General features: G+C 66.9%; 16 protein-coding genes. 7 read left to right on the top strand and 9 right to left on the bottom strand.

From position 1 onward, the window contains the following. Window positions 1-91 precede the first annotated feature (91 nt). From QTI04_RS27725 to QTI04_RS27715, 3 genes are read right to left on the bottom strand one after another with little or no spacing between them, the layout of a single operon-like run. A complete protein-coding gene (locus tag QTI04_RS27725) occupies window positions 92-1015 on the bottom strand; it encodes a transglutaminase family protein (RefSeq protein ID WP_286618389.1) in 924 nt (307 codons plus the stop codon). Window positions 1016-1066: 51 nt separating this feature from the next. Further along, window positions 1067-1243 carry a hypothetical protein gene (locus QTI04_RS27720; protein WP_286618388.1) on the bottom strand — a complete coding sequence of 59 codons (177 nt, stop codon included), beginning with the start codon at window positions 1241-1243 and terminating at the stop codon, window positions 1067-1069. Next, window positions 1240-1428 (bottom strand): DUF1328 family protein, encoded by a 189-nt coding sequence (locus QTI04_RS27715; protein ID WP_286600508.1) that lies wholly within the window; start codon window positions 1426-1428, stop codon window positions 1240-1242. The genes QTI04_RS27720 and QTI04_RS27715 overlap by 4 nt, the downstream gene beginning before the upstream one ends. 177 nt (window positions 1429-1605) lie before the next feature. On the opposite strand from QTI04_RS27715, the gene gstA reads away from it, so the two are divergent. After that, a complete protein-coding gene (gstA, locus tag QTI04_RS27710) occupies window positions 1606-2214 on the top strand; it encodes a glutathione transferase GstA (RefSeq protein WP_286618386.1) in 609 nt (202 codons plus the stop codon). Here the strand turns inward: gstA and QTI04_RS27705 are convergent. Next, window positions 2207-3424: a YbfB/YjiJ family MFS transporter gene (locus QTI04_RS27705; protein WP_286618385.1), complete on the bottom strand. Its 1218-nt coding sequence runs from the start codon at window positions 3422-3424 to the stop codon at window positions 2207-2209. The genes gstA and QTI04_RS27705 overlap by 8 nt on opposite strands. A gap of 115 nt (window positions 3425-3539) precedes the next feature. Between QTI04_RS27705 and QTI04_RS27700 the strand changes: the two genes are divergently transcribed. Continuing rightward, complete coding sequence (locus QTI04_RS27700) at window positions 3540-4643, top strand: alkene reductase (RefSeq protein ID WP_286600502.1); 1104 nt, start codon at window positions 3540-3542, stop codon at window positions 4641-4643. 15 nt (window positions 4644-4658) lie between these two features. On the opposite strand, the gene QTI04_RS27695 is transcribed toward QTI04_RS27700, so the two are convergent. Together QTI04_RS27695 and QTI04_RS27690 are read right to left on the bottom strand one after the other, a co-directional pair. Next, a complete protein-coding gene (locus QTI04_RS27695; protein WP_286618384.1) occupies window positions 4659-6038 on the bottom strand; it encodes a sensor histidine kinase in 1380 nt (459 codons plus the stop codon). Then, window positions 6035-6724 (bottom strand): response regulator transcription factor, encoded by a 690-nt coding sequence (locus tag QTI04_RS27690; protein ID WP_286600499.1) that lies wholly within the window; start codon window positions 6722-6724, stop codon window positions 6035-6037. The genes QTI04_RS27695 and QTI04_RS27690 overlap by 4 nt, the downstream gene beginning before the upstream one ends. 121 nt (window positions 6725-6845) lie before the next feature. On the opposite strand from QTI04_RS27690, the gene QTI04_RS27685 reads away from it, so the two are divergent. Together QTI04_RS27685 and QTI04_RS27680 are read left to right on the top strand one after the other, a co-directional pair. After that, complete coding sequence (locus QTI04_RS27685; protein WP_286600498.1) at window positions 6846-7040, top strand: heavy-metal-associated domain-containing protein; 195 nt, start codon at window positions 6846-6848, stop codon at window positions 7038-7040. A gap of 128 nt (window positions 7041-7168) precedes the next feature. Continuing rightward, window positions 7169-7939, top strand: a complete 771-nt coding sequence (locus tag QTI04_RS27680; RefSeq protein ID WP_286600497.1) for a TIGR04325 family methyltransferase — start codon at window positions 7169-7171, stop codon at window positions 7937-7939. A gap of 18 nt (window positions 7940-7957) precedes the next feature. Here QTI04_RS27680 and QTI04_RS27675 read toward each other — a convergent pair whose 3' ends face one another. Continuing rightward, window positions 7958-8914, bottom strand: a complete 957-nt coding sequence (locus tag QTI04_RS27675; protein WP_286600495.1) for a YcjF family protein — start codon at window positions 8912-8914, stop codon at window positions 7958-7960. Between the two features lie 74 nt (window positions 8915-8988). Between QTI04_RS27675 and creB the strand changes: the two genes are divergently transcribed. Further along, on the top strand, window positions 8989-9732 hold the full coding sequence (creB, locus tag QTI04_RS27670) for a two-component system response regulator CreB (protein WP_286600494.1): 744 nt from the start codon (window positions 8989-8991) through the stop codon (window positions 9730-9732). Then, window positions 9729-11168 carry a two-component system sensor histidine kinase CreC gene (creC, locus tag QTI04_RS27665; RefSeq protein WP_286618382.1) on the top strand — a complete coding sequence of 480 codons (1440 nt, stop codon included), beginning with the start codon at window positions 9729-9731 and terminating at the stop codon, window positions 11166-11168. The genes creB and creC overlap by 4 nt, the downstream gene beginning before the upstream one ends. Here the strand turns inward: creC and QTI04_RS27660 are convergent. Together QTI04_RS27660 and QTI04_RS27655 are read right to left on the bottom strand one after the other, a co-directional pair. After that, on the bottom strand, window positions 11162-11767 hold the full coding sequence (locus QTI04_RS27660) for a hypothetical protein (protein ID WP_286618380.1): 606 nt from the start codon (window positions 11765-11767) through the stop codon (window positions 11162-11164). The two genes, creC and QTI04_RS27660, sit on opposite strands and share 7 nt — an antisense overlap. A 66-nt stretch (window positions 11768-11833) precedes the next feature. Next, window positions 11834-14215, bottom strand: coding sequence for a penicillin-binding protein 1A (locus QTI04_RS27655; RefSeq protein ID WP_286600489.1), 2382 nt, complete (start codon window positions 14213-14215; stop codon window positions 11834-11836). Between the two features lie 324 nt (window positions 14216-14539). Between QTI04_RS27655 and QTI04_RS27650 the strand changes: the two genes are divergently transcribed. Next, window positions 14540-16606 (top strand): VIT and VWA domain-containing protein, encoded by a 2067-nt coding sequence (locus QTI04_RS27650; RefSeq protein WP_286618377.1) that lies wholly within the window; start codon window positions 14540-14542, stop codon window positions 16604-16606. Window positions 16607-16618: the final 12 nt, after the last annotated feature.

Genomic DNA, 16618 nt, shown 5'->3' with positions numbered 1-16618 from the left:
GTTCAGAGCGAGGAAACGGCTTTGCCGGTCCGCAGGTAAACGGCAGGCGGTGAGCGGCCACTACGAAGTGGGCAAGCCTGGGGCGTGCCGGCTATTCCGCGACGGCCACGACATGGGCCGAGGCTTGCCCTTTGTCCGCCGCGTCGTGTGGCAACACGGGCACTGGCTTTTCGATGCCGACGAGCAGGCCGCTCGGCTCGGGCTCAGCCGACGGCGCCACGCCTTCATCCTGCAGCTCGCGCACCGTCAAGGTCTTCCCCGTCATGCTGACCGGGCCGAAGATCGTGCAGAACGCTACGTCCTTGGCATCCCGGCCCGTGCCCACGCGAACGAGCCGGTCGACGGGCGCCATGCGCGTCGCGTCGAACAAGACCCACTGCCCGCCGAGCCAGGCCTCGAACACCGCATGGAAATCCTGCGGCGGCTCGTCGAACCAGACATAACCCACCACCAGCCGCGCCGGGATGTTCAGCGCGCGACAGAAGGTGATGCCCAGGTGCGCGAAATCGCGGCACACCCCGGCGCGTTCGACGAACACCTCGCTTGCCGTCGTGGTCGAGACACTGCTTCCAGGTTCGTACGTGATGCTCTCGTGAATCCAGTCGACGATGGCCTGCACGCGCCCGATGCCGGGCGGCAGATCGCCAAACAACTGCTGCGCGCAGCGCGACATCAGATCCGACTCGCAATAACGTGTCGGCATCATGTAGTGAAGGATTTCGTTGGGCACCTCGTTCACCGGCACCTCTTGCAGATCGGTCGGCACCTCGACATGCGAACGCTGCACGCTGGCTCGGTAACGGATCTTCAGCGGCCCCGGCTGCGCGTCGAAGCGGACGAAGCGATTGCCGCTGCTCTCGTCGCAAAAGGCCTGCATCTCCACGGCCGGTTCGATCACCAGGTTCTCGCTGATCAGCGCCTGCGCACCGCTGCGCGCCGCCTCGATGTTGAGCAGCAGGTGCGAAGGCGCGGCTACCTCGTATTCGAGCACCGCTTCGACGTGTGAGAAGTGCATCAGCCTCCTGCGCCTGCGGCACAGCCTTCTAGTTGATAAGGGTTGAGCGTGTCAGGACTGCACGCCGAGCTGCCCGCCCGGCGAACCGCCCATGCGATCGCGCCGCGCAGGCAGTTGCCATTGAGATTGCGTCACGTGGAGCACGCGCATCACACGATGCGCAGGGCTCTGGAGCAAAACGACCAGGGGCCGCACGCGCGGCCATCGCATCGGGGACAGTTCCATCATCGGTCCAGCGCTTTCTTCGCCGCACCGACGCCCAGCGCAGCCAGCACGAGAAACACGACGGCAAGGATCAAGAACAGACCGAACAGCACCTTGGCAATGCCGGCCGCGCCCGCGGCAACGCCGCCAAAGCCAAGGGCGCCGGCAATCAATGAGATCACCGCGAAAACAATGGCGTACTTCAACATAAAAACTCCTGGCAATGGCCTATCCACCGCAGCGCCGCTAGCTTAGAAAGTCGCTGCGCCGCCGCTCATAGTCGCGGTGCGCGAGCCGCCGTAGGACAAACGCGATGGCATCGAACCCGCTAGCATCGACCTCCCCTTGCAAAATCGCTTTCCGCCATTTCATTGGAGTTTTTTCGCATGAAGCTGTACTACTCGCCGGGCGCCTGCTCGCTGTCCCCTCACATCGCAATGCGTGAAGCCGGCCTCGCCTTCGAACCCGTGCTGGCCAGCACCAAGAGCCACAAGCTCCAGGATGGCACCGACTACTACGGCATCAACCCGCTCGGCTATGTGCCCCTGCTCGAACTCGACGACGGAACCCGACTGCGCGAGGGCCCCGCGATCGTCCAGTACATCGCCGACCTGGCCCCTACCAAGAATCTCGCGCCGGCCAACGGCACGATGTCGCGCTACCGCCTGCAGGAGTGGCTGACCTTCATCGGCACCGAGATCCACAAGAGCTACTCGCCGCTGTTCAACCCGAACATGCCGGAAGAAGCCAAGACCACCTTCAAGACCAAGCTCAAGTCCCGCTACGAATGGCTCGACGGCCAGCTCGAAGGCAAGGACTACCTGATGGGCGAGCACTTCACGGTCGCTGACGGCTACCTGTTCACCGTCACCAACTGGGCGAAGCCGACGGGGGTCGACATCGCGTCTTTCGCCAACCTGAATGCCTGGCATGCCCGCGTTGCGGCACGCCCCGCGGTGCAGGAGGCCATGAAGGCAGAGGGACTGCTCAAGTAAGCAGCGCCCGCTGGCGCGATGCCAGCAGCGCACCGGCCCACAGCGTGATCGCGGAGGCGACCAGGCCACGGGCCAGACCGCCTTCTCCGTCGGAGATCCAGCCGGTCACCGTGGGCCCGACGATCTGCCCCAGCGCGAAGGCAATCGTGAAAGCGCTGATGCCGGTCGCCCATTGCGCGGCCGGCAGGTTGTGGCGCACGAGTGCGGTGGTCGACGCCACCACCGACAGGAACACCGCGCCGAACAGCAAGCCCGAAGCCATCGCCACGGGCCACGCCGGGCTCAGCACCGGCAGCATCGTCGCCACGCCCAGCAAGGCGTTGAGCAAGGCCTGCGGCCCGCCGCCGCGAAACCGGTCGAGAAGACCCGCCCACAGCCGCGACGAGGCCACGCACGCCACGCCCAGCAAGGCATAGAAGGCCGTGATGTCGCCCGGCTTCGCCCCTTGCTCGCGCAACAGCGCGATCACGAAAGTCATGTAGCCGATGTAGCCGGCACCGAAGAGCGTGTAGCCGGCCAGCGCCCAACCGAAGCGACGCACGGGCGTCGATCGCGGCGATGCGTCGGACGAAGAGGCGGGCACATGCGCGCGCGCCTCCATCGGCAAGGCCCGCATCGCCAAGGCCAACACCGCCGTCGCGGTGAAGCTGGCCAGCGCCAGCGCCCACCACGCCCAGGCCCAGCCATGCGGCTCGCCCGACGCGGCCTGCAGCACCGCCGGCACCAACAGCGCCGACAGCGTGATGCCCAGGCCCGTGCCGCCGTAGTAGAGACCGAGCAGAAAGCCCGAGCGCGACGGCTGCAAGGCGCCCAGCCGCGCAGCCAGCAAGCCACCCGCGACGAACACCCAGGCACTTGCCATGCCGGCGAAGAGCCGCTGCAGCAGCAGCGCCGGCGCCGAGGTGAAGAACCCGCTCGCCACCATGAAGAGGCTGGCCCACACCGCGCCACCGATCAGCAACGGAACAGGACCGAAGCGCCGCATCAGGGCCGGCGTCATCAGTGCGCCGAGCAGGTAGCCGGCCGCATTCGCAGTGTTCATGCCGCCTGCGAGCGTGTAGCTCCAGCCAAGGTCCGCGCGCATCGGCGGCAACAGCAGGCCGTAGGAAAAGCGCGTGATGCCCAGCGACACCGCGGCCCCCAGGGACAGAGCGAACGCAAGGCGCAATGCTTGCGCAGGCGTGAGGGTGGCGGCAGTCGTGGTGGTCATGCGTTGCGCGGCCATTCTGCGGCAACGCCTACCAGCAAACCGACAACCTCGCGACAGCGCGGTTGAAGGACGGGGATTACCCTCGACTTCATTCTCCACAACAGCAATTCGAACAATGTCCTCTCTCTTTGAGCCCGTCCAGGCCGGCGACCTGAAGCTGAGCAACCGTATCGTCATGGCGCCCCTCACGCGCAACCGCTCGCCCAACGCGGTGCCGCGCGACATCACGGCCACCTACTACGCGCAGCGCGCCACCGCGGGCCTGCTCATCACCGAAGCCACGGCCATCAGCCATCAGGGCCAGGGCTATGCGGACGTGCCGGGTCTCTATGGTTCGCAGCAGCTCGACGCGTGGAAGCGCGTCACCGACGCCGTGCACGCCGAGGGCGGCAAGATCGTCGTGCAGCTCTGGCACGTGGGCCGCGTCTCGCACACCGAACTGCAACCCGAAGGCGGCAAGCCCGTCGCACCCTCCGCCATCACGGCGAAGACCAAGACGGTGCTGATCAAGAACGGCGTTCCCACCTTCACGGAAACCTCCGAGCCCCGCGCGCTCGATGCGAGCGAACTGCCCGGCATCGTGCACGCCTATGCCGTGGCCGCGCGCAACGCGGTCGAGACCTCGGGCTTCGACGGCGTCGAGATCCACGGTGCCAACGGCTACCTGCTCGACCAGTTCCTCAAGACCGGCAGCAACAAGCGCACCGACGACTACGGCGGCGGCATCGAGAACCGCGCCCGCCTGCTGCTCGAAGTGACGCGCGCCGTGGTCGATGCGGTCGGCGGCGGCAAGGTCGGCATCCGCCTCTCGCCGGTGACGCCCGCCAACGACGCACACGACGACAACCCGCAGCCGCTGTTCGACTACGTGGTCAAGCAGCTCGCACCGCTCGGCCTCGCCTATATCCACATCATCGAAGGCGCCACCGGCGGCCCCCGCGAGATCGACGATCGCCCCTTCGATTACGAAGCCCTCAAGGCCGCCTACCGCCAGGCGGGGGGCAAGGCCGCGTGGATGGTGAACAACGGCTACGACAAGCCGCTGGCCGAAGAGGCGCTGAAGGAAGGCGATGACCTCGTTGCCTTCGGCAAGCCCTTCATCTCCAACCCGGACCTGGTGCGTCGTCTGCGCGAAGGTGCGCCGCTGAACCAATGGGACAAGAACACGTTCTATGGCGGCGGCGAAGCCGGCTACATCGACTACCCGGCACTGGCCTGAAAGCCGCGGGCTGCGTCAGGTCGTCGGGAAGGCGACGCTGACCCGCAACCCGCCTTCATCCGATGCCTTCGCGAAGCCGAGTTCCGCGCCCAGCAGCTTCGCGTAGCGGGCGACGATCGCGAGCCCCAGTCCCGCGCCCTGTCCGAGCTTCTGGCCGGCAGGGCCTTGGGCCCAGCGCTTCATCAGGTCGCGCTGCGCCTCGGGCGGAATGCCGGGGCCGTCATCGATCACTGCCAGCGTGTGGCCCGCCAGCTCGATGGTGATCGTGCGCCCGCCGTAACGCAGCGCGTTGTCGATCAGATTGTCGAGGATGCCTTCGACCAGCGCGGCATTCGCCTCTACCGTCACGGCCTCGTCGAGGCCGAGCGCGCCCAGATCCACGCCTTGCGCATCGGCGCGCGCCAGATGCCGCAGCACCGCCTGCTGCGCCAGTTCATCCAGTCGCAGCGTCTCGCGCTGCAGGCCCGTGCGTCCCTCGTCGGCCAGCGCGAGCGCCAGCAATTGGTCCACCAGATGGCTCGCACGCGCCTGGCTCAGCGCGATGCTTTCCAGCTGTTCGCGCCACACCGAAGGTGACTGCTGCGCCAATCCATAGTCGGCCAGCGCGCGAATCCCCGCGAGCGGCGTGCGCAGTTCGTGCGCGACGTTGCCCGCGAACTCCCGCTGCGCGGAAGCGCTCAGCGCGAGCCGGTCCAGCAGTGCGTTGAGCGTGTCGCCCAACTGTTCGAGTTCGCGCGAGCTTCGCGCCACGGGCACCGGCGCGAGGTCGTGGGCATCGCGTTGTTCCAGCGTCTGACGCAATTCACCGAGCGGCCGAAGCTCGCGGTCGATGCCACGCCACAGCCAGGCTGCCAGCAACGCGAGCAGTACGAATTGCGGCGCCAGCGAATAGGCCAGCAACCGCTCGACCAGCACCGTGCGAGCACGCGTGGTTTGCGCAATCACCACGCGATAGGCATTGGGCGCATCGTGGTTCAACGCCACCGCGCGCAAGGCCTGGCCCTGGTGGGTGATGCGCGAGAACCGATAGCGCGCGCCCTCCTCCGGCGCGGGCACCTGCAGGCCCTCATGGCCGGCGAGCAGCGATCCGTCGGGCCGCAGCACCGCGAAGAACACGGTCTCGGACTGGTCGAACAGCACGTTGTTGACCTCGCGCGGCGACAGCAGCAATTCGATGTCGCGCTCGCCCGCCTGTACGTTGGCCGACACCGCATAGGCATCGTCGAGCATCCCGCGATCGAAAGCCTGCTCGGTGAAATAGCTCGCCACCACCAGCGCGACCGCGGTGCCCACCAGCCAGGTCAGGGCCAGCGGCAGCAGCACGCGCCGCAGCACGCGCGCGGTCAGCGAGGGCGCGGCGGCAGCACCCGCGCCAGCCGTCGCGCGCACGCTCACCCGTCCGCTTCCAGCAGATAACCGATGCCGCGCAGGGTGCGGATCGCCGCGCCGCTGCCGACCAGCTTCTTGCGCAGGCGGGAGATGAAGGCCTCCAGTGCGTTGTCGCCCAGCGACTCGTCGAAGGTCGACAGTTTGTCCGACAGCTCGCGCTTGCTGATCGTGCGGCCGGGCGGGCTCATCAGCTCCCACAGCACCTCGAACTCGCGAGCGGGCAGGTCCAGCGGGATGCCGCTGATCGCGAAGCGGCGAGCCCGACGATCGAGCCGCAGTTGTCCCAGCGTCGCGATGTCCTCCGTGCCTTGCGCGCGCCGCACCAGCGCGCGCAGCCTTGCCTCGACCTCGGCCAGGTCGAAGGGCTTGCCCAGATAGTCGTCGGCGCCGGCATCCAGTCCGGCGATGCGCTCCTCCGTGCGGTCGCGGGCCGTCAGCACCAGCACCGGCGTGCGGTCGCCGCGTGCGCGTGCATGGCGCAGCGCGGTGAGCCCGCTCGCGAGTCCGCTGGTCGGGCTGGACGTCGCGGGCAGGTTCAGGTCGAGCAGCACGGCGTCGAAGCGCTGCACGCGCCACAGGTGGTCGGCCTCCTCGACGCTGGCTGCCACATCGACGCGGTGGCCCGCGTCGCCAAGGCTGCGCAACATCACGCCGCGCAGGACGGCATCGTCTTCAACAAGGAGGATTCGCATGGATTCGCCGGCAAAAAGGTAGGCGTTTGTACCCCAAGCCGGGTCCAGCGCCCCCTCACTGGACATTGACATCGTGAGAAGGTTCAAACTGGCGCTTCATTCATACGAAGGAGCAACCACGATGAGCCAGAAGTTACAGGTCACGGGCATGAGCTGCGGCCACTGCGTCAGCATGGTGGAGCAGGCAGTACACACCATCGATCCGGAGGCGCAGGTCACGGTCGACCTCGAAACCGGCCACGTCGACGTGCTGAGCGGACACCCGCGACAGGACATCATCCTGGCGATCGAAAACGCTGGATACAAGGCGCAATAGGGGCGCCCCGGCAAGGCGTCGCGGCTTCAAAACGCGAGGAAACGTGGAAAACGATCCAAATAGTTGAATACTTTGTGTTTCAAAGTGCAAAATGCGTAGGCAATTCACTTTGACGCCAAAGGGGTCCCATGCTGTCGAGTCTGCTGCCCTCTTCCGTCCGGGAAGCCGCGTACCGCCGCAAGTTTCTGGAGAACCGTGAAGAGAACCTCTTCATGGGCTCCTTCGAGAGTTTTGCCGACGCCGAAGCCAATGCGCCGCCGACCAAGGCCGTCGGCTACGACAACGCCGAGGCGGCCAAGACGCTCTACAGCCATCAGCTCTACTTCTACGATTACCCAGGCCTGTTCTGGGTGAGCCGCGCGCTCGAGGAAGGCATGCGCAGAGTGTTCGACCTCGGCGGCCACGTCGGCATCAAGTACTACGCGTTCCGCCGCGTGCTGCCCTTTCCCAACGACCTGCGCTGGACCGTCTGCGACGTGCCCGGTGTCGTGCAGACGGGCCAGGATCTGGCCGTCCAGCGTGAGGCGACGCACCAGCTGGGCTTCACCACCGACTTCCACGACGCCACGGGCTATGACGTGCTCTATGCCTCGGGCAGCCTGCAGTACCTGCCCTTGCGGATCTCCGAAATCATCGCGGCGCTGCCGATCAAGCCCCGGCGCATCATCATCAACACGGCGGCGGTGCATTCGGACAAGACGCTCTACACCCTCAACAGCATCGGCTTTGCCGTCTGTCCCTACCGCATCCAGCACTACGACGCGCTGCTCGCCGAACTCTCCGAGGCCGGCTACAAGCGGCGCGACGCGTGGCGCAACGAGGGCAAGCCGATCGAGGTGCCGTTCGTCGAGGGCGGTGACAAAGCCTTCTACGCGGGCTGCTGCTTCGATCTGCACTGAGCCGCCCTCAGCGGCACCTCAGGCGCCGCGCACCATCGACAGGACCTTCCCCGCATCCAGCGTGCGCGCCTTGTCCTGCATGGCGGGCAGGTAGCGCGACTGAAGCCCCTGCGCCTCCTGCGTCACGTTGGCAAAGATGTCCTTCAGCATCTGCGTGGACAGCGTGCGGCCGCCCGCGTAGTAGCGCTTGGCGACGTGGCCGAGCGCATAGGTGGTCGCGAAGCTCATGCCCGAACTCACGGCCTGCTTGCCGGCCCCGCGCAGCAAACCACCGCCGACCTTGCCCAGCAGCCCGCCGAGCAGCTTGCGCCCGGCTTGTTCGAGGTACTGCGAGGTCAGGCCCACGCCGACGGTCGCGAGGAAGTCCTTCACATGCCCACTGTCGAGCTGGTAGCCGTGGGCCTGGCCGATGCGGTAGACCAGCTTCATTTGCAGCGGAATGATCGCCATCGTCGAGAGTGTCTCGGGCAGCAGTTCGAGGGCGCCGTTGAGGATGGCCGCGTTGAGGATCGCCTGGTCGAGTTCCGCGTCAGGCACCGTCGAGGCGGGCGCCGGCATGCCGGTGGGCGCAGGCGCAGGGACGGCAGCCGGCGTCAGCGGCACGGCGGCGATCGCTTCGGCTTCCTGCTCGAACTGCCTGGCCGCCGGCGTGTCGAGCTGAAGCGCGCTGCGCACCTGGGCCAGGAACTGGCGCTCGGGCTCGGACTGCACGCCGTCGGCATCGCACACACACACGGCCATCTCGTAGGCGAGCTGCCGGGCCTCTTCGCTCTGGAACTGCGCTGCCACGTCGGCCAGCGTCACGCGTTTCATCAACACGTCCTGATACAGCATCGGCAGTTGCACGCCGTCGGCCTGCGAGAGACCTTCGGCGATGCGCTTGATCTCGGCGCGCTCGCGCTCGTGCTTCTCGCCATCGACAAAGGCCGCCAGCAGGCTCAGCGTCACGATGGATCGGGTTTCGGATGGGCTCACACATACCTCCTGAGTGTTCGACCCCGTTCGTTTCGCTCTCGGCGCAAAGGTTCCGGCCCGCTACCATCCGGGGCATGCTCGCCCACCCGCGGATCCTCATTGCCGAAGACGAATCCGGCATCGCCGACACCCTGCAATACGTGCTGCGGACCGACGGATTCGTGCCCGTGTGGTGCCCCACCGCCGAAGAGGCGATCGCGCAGTTCACCGCTGAGCCGCCGGCGCTCGCCATCCTCGACGTGGGGTTGCCCGACATGAACGGCTTCGAGCTGTTCAAGCGTCTACAGAAGCTGCCGGCCGGCGCCGAGGTGCCGATGCTGTTCCTCACCGCGCGCAGCGACGAGATCGATCGCGTGGTCGGACTCGAACTCGGCGCGGACGACTACATCGCCAAGCCTTTCTCGCCGCGCGAACTCGTGGCCCGCGTGAGGAGCATCCTGCGCCGCAGCGGACGCACCGGACAAGGCACGGTGACCGCCACGGCGGCCACGCCTGCCGCCAGCACGCCACACCTCATGCCCTTCGCGCTCGACGTCGATCGCATGCAAATCCGCTACTACGGCCGCCTGCTCGAACTCTCGCGCTACGAATACGGGCTGCTGCGCCTCATGGTCCAGCGCCCCGGCCGCGTGTTCACGCGCGACGAACTGCTGAGCCTGGTCTGGGACGAGGCCAGCGACAGCTTCGACCGCACCGTGGATGCCCACGTCAAGACGCTGCGCGCCAAACTCAAGGCCGTCGCGCCCGAGGTCGAGCCGATCCGCACGCTGCGCGGCACTGGCTACGCGCTCAACGAAGAGCTGCCGCCGAGCGTGTGACCCGAAGAACCCGCATCTTCATCGGCATCCTGCTGATCTATACGGCGGGCATCGCCTTCCTGCTCTACCGCGTCGTCGCCGACATCGACCCGCGCTACCGGGAGTCGGCGGAGGAATCGCTGGTCGAGACCTCGCAACTCCTCGCCAGCCTGATCGAGCAGGACGTGATCGCCGGCGCGATCAACACCGCGCGGCTGGAGCCGCTCTTCCGCTCGGTCTACGCGCGCCAGTTCTCGGCGCAGATCTACAACCTGCACAAGAGCCACGTCGAGTTGCGCGTGTACGTCACCGACCGCAATGGCCGCGTTCTCTTCGACTCCATGGGCCGCAGCACTGGCGCCGACTACTCGCAGCGCAGCGACGTGAGCCGCTCGCTCGCCGGCGTGTACGGCGCACGGACCTCGCGCGACATCTCGGGCGATCCGATGACCTCCGTGATGTACGTCGGCGCACCGGTGCGCTGGGACAACGAGATCGTCGGCATGGTCAGCGTGGGCAAGCCTGTGCAGAGTTTCGGCCAGTTCGTTACGGATGCGCGTGCGCGCACGCTGTGGGTCGGTGTGGGCTCGGCCTTCGCGCTGCTGGTGCTGGCGATCATCATGTCCATCTGGCTGGTGCGGCCCTTCGGCCTGATCTCCGACTATTTCGGCTGGCTGCGCAGCCAGCGCGACCTGAGCCTCTCGCGCATGGTGCGCCGGGCGGTCGATACGCTGCGCAGCGGCGTCCACGAGATGCGCGATGCGCTCACCGGCCGCAACTACGTCGCCGACTACGTGCAGACCTTCACGCACGAAATCAAGAGCCCGCTGTCGGCGATCCGCGGCGCGGCCGAGTTGATCCAGGAGCCGTCGATGCCGCAGGCGGAGCGCGAGCGCTTCCTCGGCAACATCGCGCACGAAACGCAGCGCATCCAGGAGATCGTCGACCGCATGATGGAGCTCACAGCGCTCGAAACGCGGCGCGCACTGGAGCGCAGCGAGAACGTCGCGCTGGCGCCTCTGCTGCAGGACGTCGCCGCCGGAGCGCAGGCCGCAGCGGCCCAACGGGACATCCGCGTCAACGTGGCCATCCACAACGAAGGGCGCGTCGAGGGCGACCCCTTCCTGTTGCGCCGCGCGGTGAGCAACCTGCTCGACAACGCCATCGACTTCTCGCCCGCCGGCGCCGAGGTGCTGCTCGCGCTCGAAACCAATTCTCGTCAGGCCCGAATCAGCGTGCGCGATCGCGGCAAAGGCATCCCGGACTACGCCAAGGACAAGGTGTTCGAGAAGTTCTATTCGCTCGCGCGACCGCACAACCACAAGAAGAGTACGGGTCTCGGCCTCGCCTTCGTGAAGGAGATCGCGACGCTGCATCGCGGCCGCGTCGAACTGGTAAACGCACCGCGCGGCGGCGCGCTCGCCACCCTCACGCTGCCGCTGCTGTCACATCACTGACCGGTCAGCTCGCGGTACGCGTTGCGCGTCTGCGGGCTCACCGCATCGAGCACCTGCTGGTACGAGGTCTTGTGCCGCGCCAGCATCCGCGCCGAGGCCACCGTCTTCGACTTGCAGAACCAGTGGCAGGTGTGCTGCATCAGGAAGAGCTCGGCCGACAGGGTGAAGGCCTTGGCCTTGGGCGAGCGTCCTGCGCCGTTCTTCATGACGTCGGAGATGCCGCGCGCATGAATGGCGAAGGCCTTGCGCAGGTCGAAGGAGGCACCCGGAAAGAGCCGGTGCACGTAGGGGATAGCCACAGGAAACTTGCTCACGCGCGCTTCCGATTCGTCGAGCCGGGAGAACTCCGCGGCGAAGCTGTCGAACTGCGCCGAGAGCTTTTCCTCGGTGGAGTCCAGCAGCGCCCAGATCTGCTCGCGGCGTGCCGGGTCATCCTCGCCGAGGCAGCGCAGGTAGCCCTCGGTGAGGTTCTCCATCAGCTTCTCGATTTGGTAGTTGCCCAGATGGCTTCCCAGCAGCGCAATGCGCTGCCGCTGGTCGCGGGACTTGAGGATGTAGGCGCCGATGACGATCAGCGCCACCAGGGTAAGAGATTCCATGACTGCGTTCGGGGAGAGGGATGTGGAGTGTAGATACCTGCCGACATCCCTCCTCCGCGAAGGCCGCTACCTGAAGAAATCGAGGATGCGGTTGCGTTCCTCGGGCTCCGCAGGCGCGCCCACGGCTGCGCCCGCCAGTTCCTCCACCGGCAACGGTGCAGGCGTGTCGATGCCCAAGGTGGCGACACCCCGGCCCGGCGCGAAGTCGTCGAAGTACCACTCACCTTCGACGTTGAGCACACCGCCCGGCACCGCCGGCTCGCTCACCGGCACGCCCTTCAGCGCGGTCTGCATGAAGCCGGTCCAGATCGGCAGGCTCAGGCTGCCGCCCGTCTCGCCGCGCACGCCCAGCTGGCGCGGCGTGTCGTAGCCGACCCACGCGACGCCGACCATCGTCGGTTGGAAGCCGGCGAACCAGGTGTCGATCGAATCGTTGGTCGTGCCGGTCTTGCCGTAGAGGTCGTCGCGCTTGAGCGCCTGGCGCGCCTTCACGGCCGTCCCGCTCTTGACCACGCTCTGGAGCAGCGAGCTCATGATGAAGGCGTTGCGCTGCGGAATCGCGCGCCTCGATTCGTCGAGCACCGGCGGCTCGGTCTCCAGCAGGACCTTGCCCTTCATGTCCGTGACGCGCGTGACCAGATAGGGATTGACGCGATAGCCGCCATTGGCGAACACCGAATAGCCCGCCGCCATCTGCATCGGCGTGACCGAGCCGGCGCCCAGCGCCATCGGCAAGTTCGCAGGATGCTTGTCGTGGTCGAAGCCGAACTGAGTGATCCAGTCCTGCGCATACGAGGTGCCGATGGACTGGAGCACGCGGATGGTGACAGTGTTCTTGGATTGCTGGAGCGCGCGCCGCAGCGAGATCGGTCCCTCGTAGGTGCTGTCGTAGTTCTTCGGCTCCCACGGCTGGCCGCCGGCGCCGCCCTCGAAGGACAACGGCGCGTCATTGACGACCGTGGCCGGCGTGAAGCCCTTCTCCAGCGCCGCCGAGTAGATGAAGGGCTTGAAGCTCGAACCCGGCTGCCGCCAGGCCTGCGTGACGTGGTTGAACTTGTTCTTGCCGTAGTCGAAGCCGCCCACCAATGCCTTGATGGCGCCGGTGCGCGGGTCCATGCCGATGAAGGCACCTTCGACTTCCGGCAGCTGGGTGATCTCCCAGGTGTCCTTCGGCGTCTTCGCGACACGGATCACCGCGCCGCGGCGGATCTTGATGGCGGCCGCCGCCTTCTCGGACAGGCCGGACTGTGCAGGCTTCAGGCCTTCTCCCGTGATCTGCAGAGTCTCCCCGTTCGCGCGGACCGCGGTCACTTCCTTGCTGCTGGCCTGGAGCACCACGGCCGAGATCACGTCGCCGTTGTCGGGGTGGCCGGCCAGTGCGTCGTCCACCGCTTCGTCGAGTTCCTTCGGGTCGGCGGGCAAGGCCACGACCTGCTCGGGGCCGCGATAGGCCTGCCGGCGTTCGTAATCCATGATGCCTTTGCGCAGCGACTTGTAGGCCGCCGCTTGATCGGCCGCGACCAGCGAGGTATGGACCTGGAGGCCGCTCGTATAGATGCTGTCGCCGTACTGTGCATGCATCATCTGGCGCACGGTCTCGGCCACGTACTCCGCATGGAGGCGGTTCGGGTCGGCGGCATCGCGCAGATGCAGTTCTTCCTTCCGGGCGTCGGCCGCCTGCGCGGCGGTGATGAAGCCGGTCTCCGCCATGCGGTCGATGACGTAGAGCTGGCGCGCACGTGCCCGGCGCGGATTGCTCACGGGGTTGTTGGTGCCCGGTGCCTTCGGCAGGCCGGCGAGCATGGCGGCTTCGGCGATCGTGAGGTGCTGCAGTGGCTTGCCGAAGTAGGCTTCGGCAGCGGCGGCGAAACCGTAGGCGCGATTCCCCAGGTAGATCTGGTTGAGGTAAATCTCGAGGATCTGGTCCTTCGTGAGTTGCTGCTCGAGCCGCAACGCCAACAGGATCTCGTAGGTCTTGCGGCTCAGCGTGCGCTCCGAGCTCAGGTAGACGTTGCGCGCCACCTGCATCGTGATGGTGGATGCGCCCTGCTGCCTTCCGCCCTTGAAGCTCGCCAGCGCCGCGCGCACGAAGCCCTTGTAGTCGACGCCGCCATGGTCATAGAAGCGCGCATCCTCGACGGCGAGCACGGCATCCTTCATCACCTGCGGAATCTCTGCGAAGGGCGTGAGATTGCGGCGCTCCTCGCCGAACTCGCCGATCAGCTCGCCTTCGGCCGAATAGACCCGCAGCGGCAACTTGGGCCGGTAGTCGGCAAGATCGGAAACGCTCGGAAGCTTGGGATAGATCGTGACCGCCGCGATGCCGCCGGCAATCAGCAGGATGAGCGCGCCCGACGCGGCGACGGCGCCGCCCCAAATGGCAACGCGTCGCAGCCGGATCGACCGGTCCGGGCGCGCAGGCCCGCTGGAGGAAGGTTTCTTGGACATGGCTAGTGAGGGGTCGACGCCGAGGAAAAGAAGGAAATCCCATGGCGGATGGGCACACTTTGCTATCAATTGAATAGCGCTGTCGACCCAGGTAGGAGCGTTGCCGCCCCCTCGAGTTCCCCGCCGGAATTGCATAAGGGATGAAGCCCTAATACTCCGGGAGCGAGCCGAAGCCAGTGTGAAGTCCTTCCCGGCCTCACTTCACACAGACTTCACACAACGCCGCCCACTTCGAACAGGCTTCCTACTGCCTTCTCGGCAGACCTTGACATTGGCCTCCGTGCACCGTTGCACGGCACCCTTCGAGGGAAGAGGACCCAAGTCATGGAAAGCTCCATACCCCGCCCCGGCCGCTGGCTCTGGCTCACCACGCTGGGCCTCGCGGCCACCGGCTTCGTCATGCTGATCGCGCGGCCGGTGCATGCGCAGGAAGCGCCGGGACCGCGACTGAAGACCGAGAGCCCCTACTTCTTCGTGAAGAGCAATGACCCGGAAACGGACCGCCTGCCGCTCAAGGGCACGGAAGTGGACGTGAAGATCTCCGGCGTGATCGCCGACGTCACCGTGACGCAGACCTACCGCAACGAAGGCCGGCGCGCGATCGAGGCGCGGTATGTGTTCCCCGGTTCGACCCGGGCAGCGGTCAGCGGCCTCAACGTGCGGCTCGCCGACCGCCTCATCACCGCGCAGATCCGCGAGAAGGAGCAGGCGCGCATCGAATACGACAGCGCGAAGAAGGAAGGCAAGACCGCCGCGCTGCTCGAACAGCACCTGCCCAACGTGTTCCAGATGAACGTCGCCAACATCCTGCCGGGCGACGACGTGAAGGTGCAGTTGCGCTACACCGAGCTGCTGGTGCCGCAGGGCGGCAACTACCAGTTCGTCTTTCCCACGGTGGTGGGGCCGCGCTACAACAGTCCGCAGTCGCAGAACGCGCAGGCCGCATGGGTGGCGCAACCGGTGCTTCGCGCCGATGTCGCACCCAGCACCAGCTTCCAGCTCAAGGTCGCGCTCGACACGCCGCTGGGCATCCAGGAAGTCCGCTCGCTCACGCACGCCATCGACGTGCGCCAGCGCGACGGCAACGAGCATGCCGACATCGCGCTCGCCCGCAGCAGCGAGCCCGCCGACGACCGCGACTTCGTGCTCGACTACCGGCTTGCCGGCGAGCACATCGAGTCGGGCCTGATGCTCTACAAGGGCCAGGGCGACAACGCCGAGAACTTCTTCCTCGCGATGGTGGAGCCGCCCAAGTCGGTGGCGGCCAGCGCCATCTCGCCGCGCGACTACATCTTCGTGGTCGACATCTCGGGCTCGATGCACGGCTTTCCGCTGGACACGGCCAAGGTCGTGCTGGAGCGGCTCATCGGCGGCCTGCGGCCCAGCGACACCTTCAACGTGCTGCTGTTCTCGGGCAGCAACCGCATGCTCTCGCCGCACTCGGTGCCGGCCACTCGCGCCAACATCGGGCAGGCGCTCGCCACGATCCGCAACTACAGCGGCGGCGGCAGCACGGAGCTGATTCCGGCACTGAAGCGCGCCTATGCCGAACCCAAGTCCGACGAGGTCTCGCGCACGATCGTGGTGGTGAGCGACGGCTACGTCACGGTCGAGCGCGAAGCCTTCGAACTGGTGCGCAAGAACCTCTCGAAGGCCAACGTGTTCGCCTTCGGCATCGGCTCATCGGTCAACCGGCACCTGATGGAAGGCATCGCCCGGGCCGGCATGGGCGAGCCCTTCATCATCACCGACCCCGTGCAGGCACCCGAACAGGCCGCGCGCTTCCGCCGGATGATCGAGTCGCCCGTGCTCACCAGCGTCAAGGCGCGCTTCGAAGGCCTCGACGTGTACGACGTGGAACCCGCCGCCCTGCCCGATGTACTCGGCGAGCGCCCGGTGATCGTGTTCGGCAAATGGCGCGGCGAAGCCAAGGGCCGCGTGCTCATCGAGGGCCGCAGCGCCGAAGGCCCGTACCGGCAGGACCTGAAGATCGACCCGCACACGCGCCAGGACGCGGCCGCGCTGCGCACCCTGTGGGCACGCCATCGCATCGCGAGCCTGAGCGACCAGGAAGCGCTGGAGGGCGGCGACACGCTCAGGCAGCGCATCACCGACCTGGGCCTGCGCTACAGCCTCCTCACGCAGTACACGAGCTTCATCGCCGTGGACCAGGTGGTGCGCAACGCGGCGCCGCAGAACAGCGTCGGCGTCGACCAGCCGGTGCCGTTGCCCAAGGGCGTGAGCGAGTTGGCCATCGGTCAAAGCCTGGGCGCCGAGGTGCCGAGCACGCCGGAGCCCGAGACGCTGGGCGCGATCGCAGTGGTGCTCTCGATGTTGGCCATGCTGCGCCGTCGCGCGCGCCGCAGCGATCCGCGCCGCTTCACTTCCTGAGGAAGCATCGCC

The sequence above is a fragment of the Variovorax sp. J22R115 genome, assembly GCF_030317005.1.
In the GTDB taxonomy this organism is placed as follows: Bacteria; Pseudomonadota; Gammaproteobacteria; order Burkholderiales; family Burkholderiaceae_C; genus Variovorax.
This window is presented reverse-complemented; position numbering and strand designations above follow the sequence as displayed.

What these genes read in the sequence shown, in the direction of transcription:
- QTI04_RS27700 (WP_286600502.1), top strand. Translation starts at nt 3,540, where the DNA reads ATGTCCTCTCTCTTTGAGCCCGTCCAGGCCGGCGACCTGAAGCTGAGC.
- QTI04_RS27655 (WP_286600489.1), bottom strand. Translation starts at nt 14,215, where the DNA reads ATGTCCAAGAAACCTTCCTCCAGCGGGCCTGCGCGCCCGGACCGGTCG.
- QTI04_RS27705 (WP_286618385.1), bottom strand. Translation starts at nt 3,424, where the DNA reads ATGACCACCACGACTGCCGCCACCCTCACGCCTGCGCAAGCATTGCGC.
- QTI04_RS27720 (WP_286618388.1), bottom strand. Translation starts at nt 1,243, where the DNA reads ATGATGGAACTGTCCCCGATGCGATGGCCGCGCGTGCGGCCCCTGGTC.
- QTI04_RS27660 (WP_286618380.1), bottom strand. Translation starts at nt 11,767, where the DNA reads ATGGAATCTCTTACCCTGGTGGCGCTGATCGTCATCGGCGCCTACATC.
- QTI04_RS27725 (WP_286618389.1), bottom strand. Translation starts at nt 1,015, where the DNA reads ATGCACTTCTCACACGTCGAAGCGGTGCTCGAATACGAGGTAGCCGCG.
- QTI04_RS27690 (WP_286600499.1), bottom strand. Translation starts at nt 6,724, where the DNA reads ATGCGAATCCTCCTTGTTGAAGACGATGCCGTCCTGCGCGGCGTGATG.
- QTI04_RS27715 (WP_286600508.1), bottom strand. Translation starts at nt 1,428, where the DNA reads ATGTTGAAGTACGCCATTGTTTTCGCGGTGATCTCATTGATTGCCGGC.
- QTI04_RS27685 (WP_286600498.1), top strand. Translation starts at nt 6,846, where the DNA reads ATGAGCCAGAAGTTACAGGTCACGGGCATGAGCTGCGGCCACTGCGTC.
- creB (WP_286600494.1), top strand. Translation starts at nt 8,989, where the DNA reads ATGCTCGCCCACCCGCGGATCCTCATTGCCGAAGACGAATCCGGCATC.
- QTI04_RS27650 (WP_286618377.1), top strand. Translation starts at nt 14,540, where the DNA reads ATGGAAAGCTCCATACCCCGCCCCGGCCGCTGGCTCTGGCTCACCACG.
- gstA (WP_286618386.1), top strand. Translation starts at nt 1,606, where the DNA reads ATGAAGCTGTACTACTCGCCGGGCGCCTGCTCGCTGTCCCCTCACATC.
- QTI04_RS27680 (WP_286600497.1), top strand. Translation starts at nt 7,169, where the DNA reads ATGCTGTCGAGTCTGCTGCCCTCTTCCGTCCGGGAAGCCGCGTACCGC.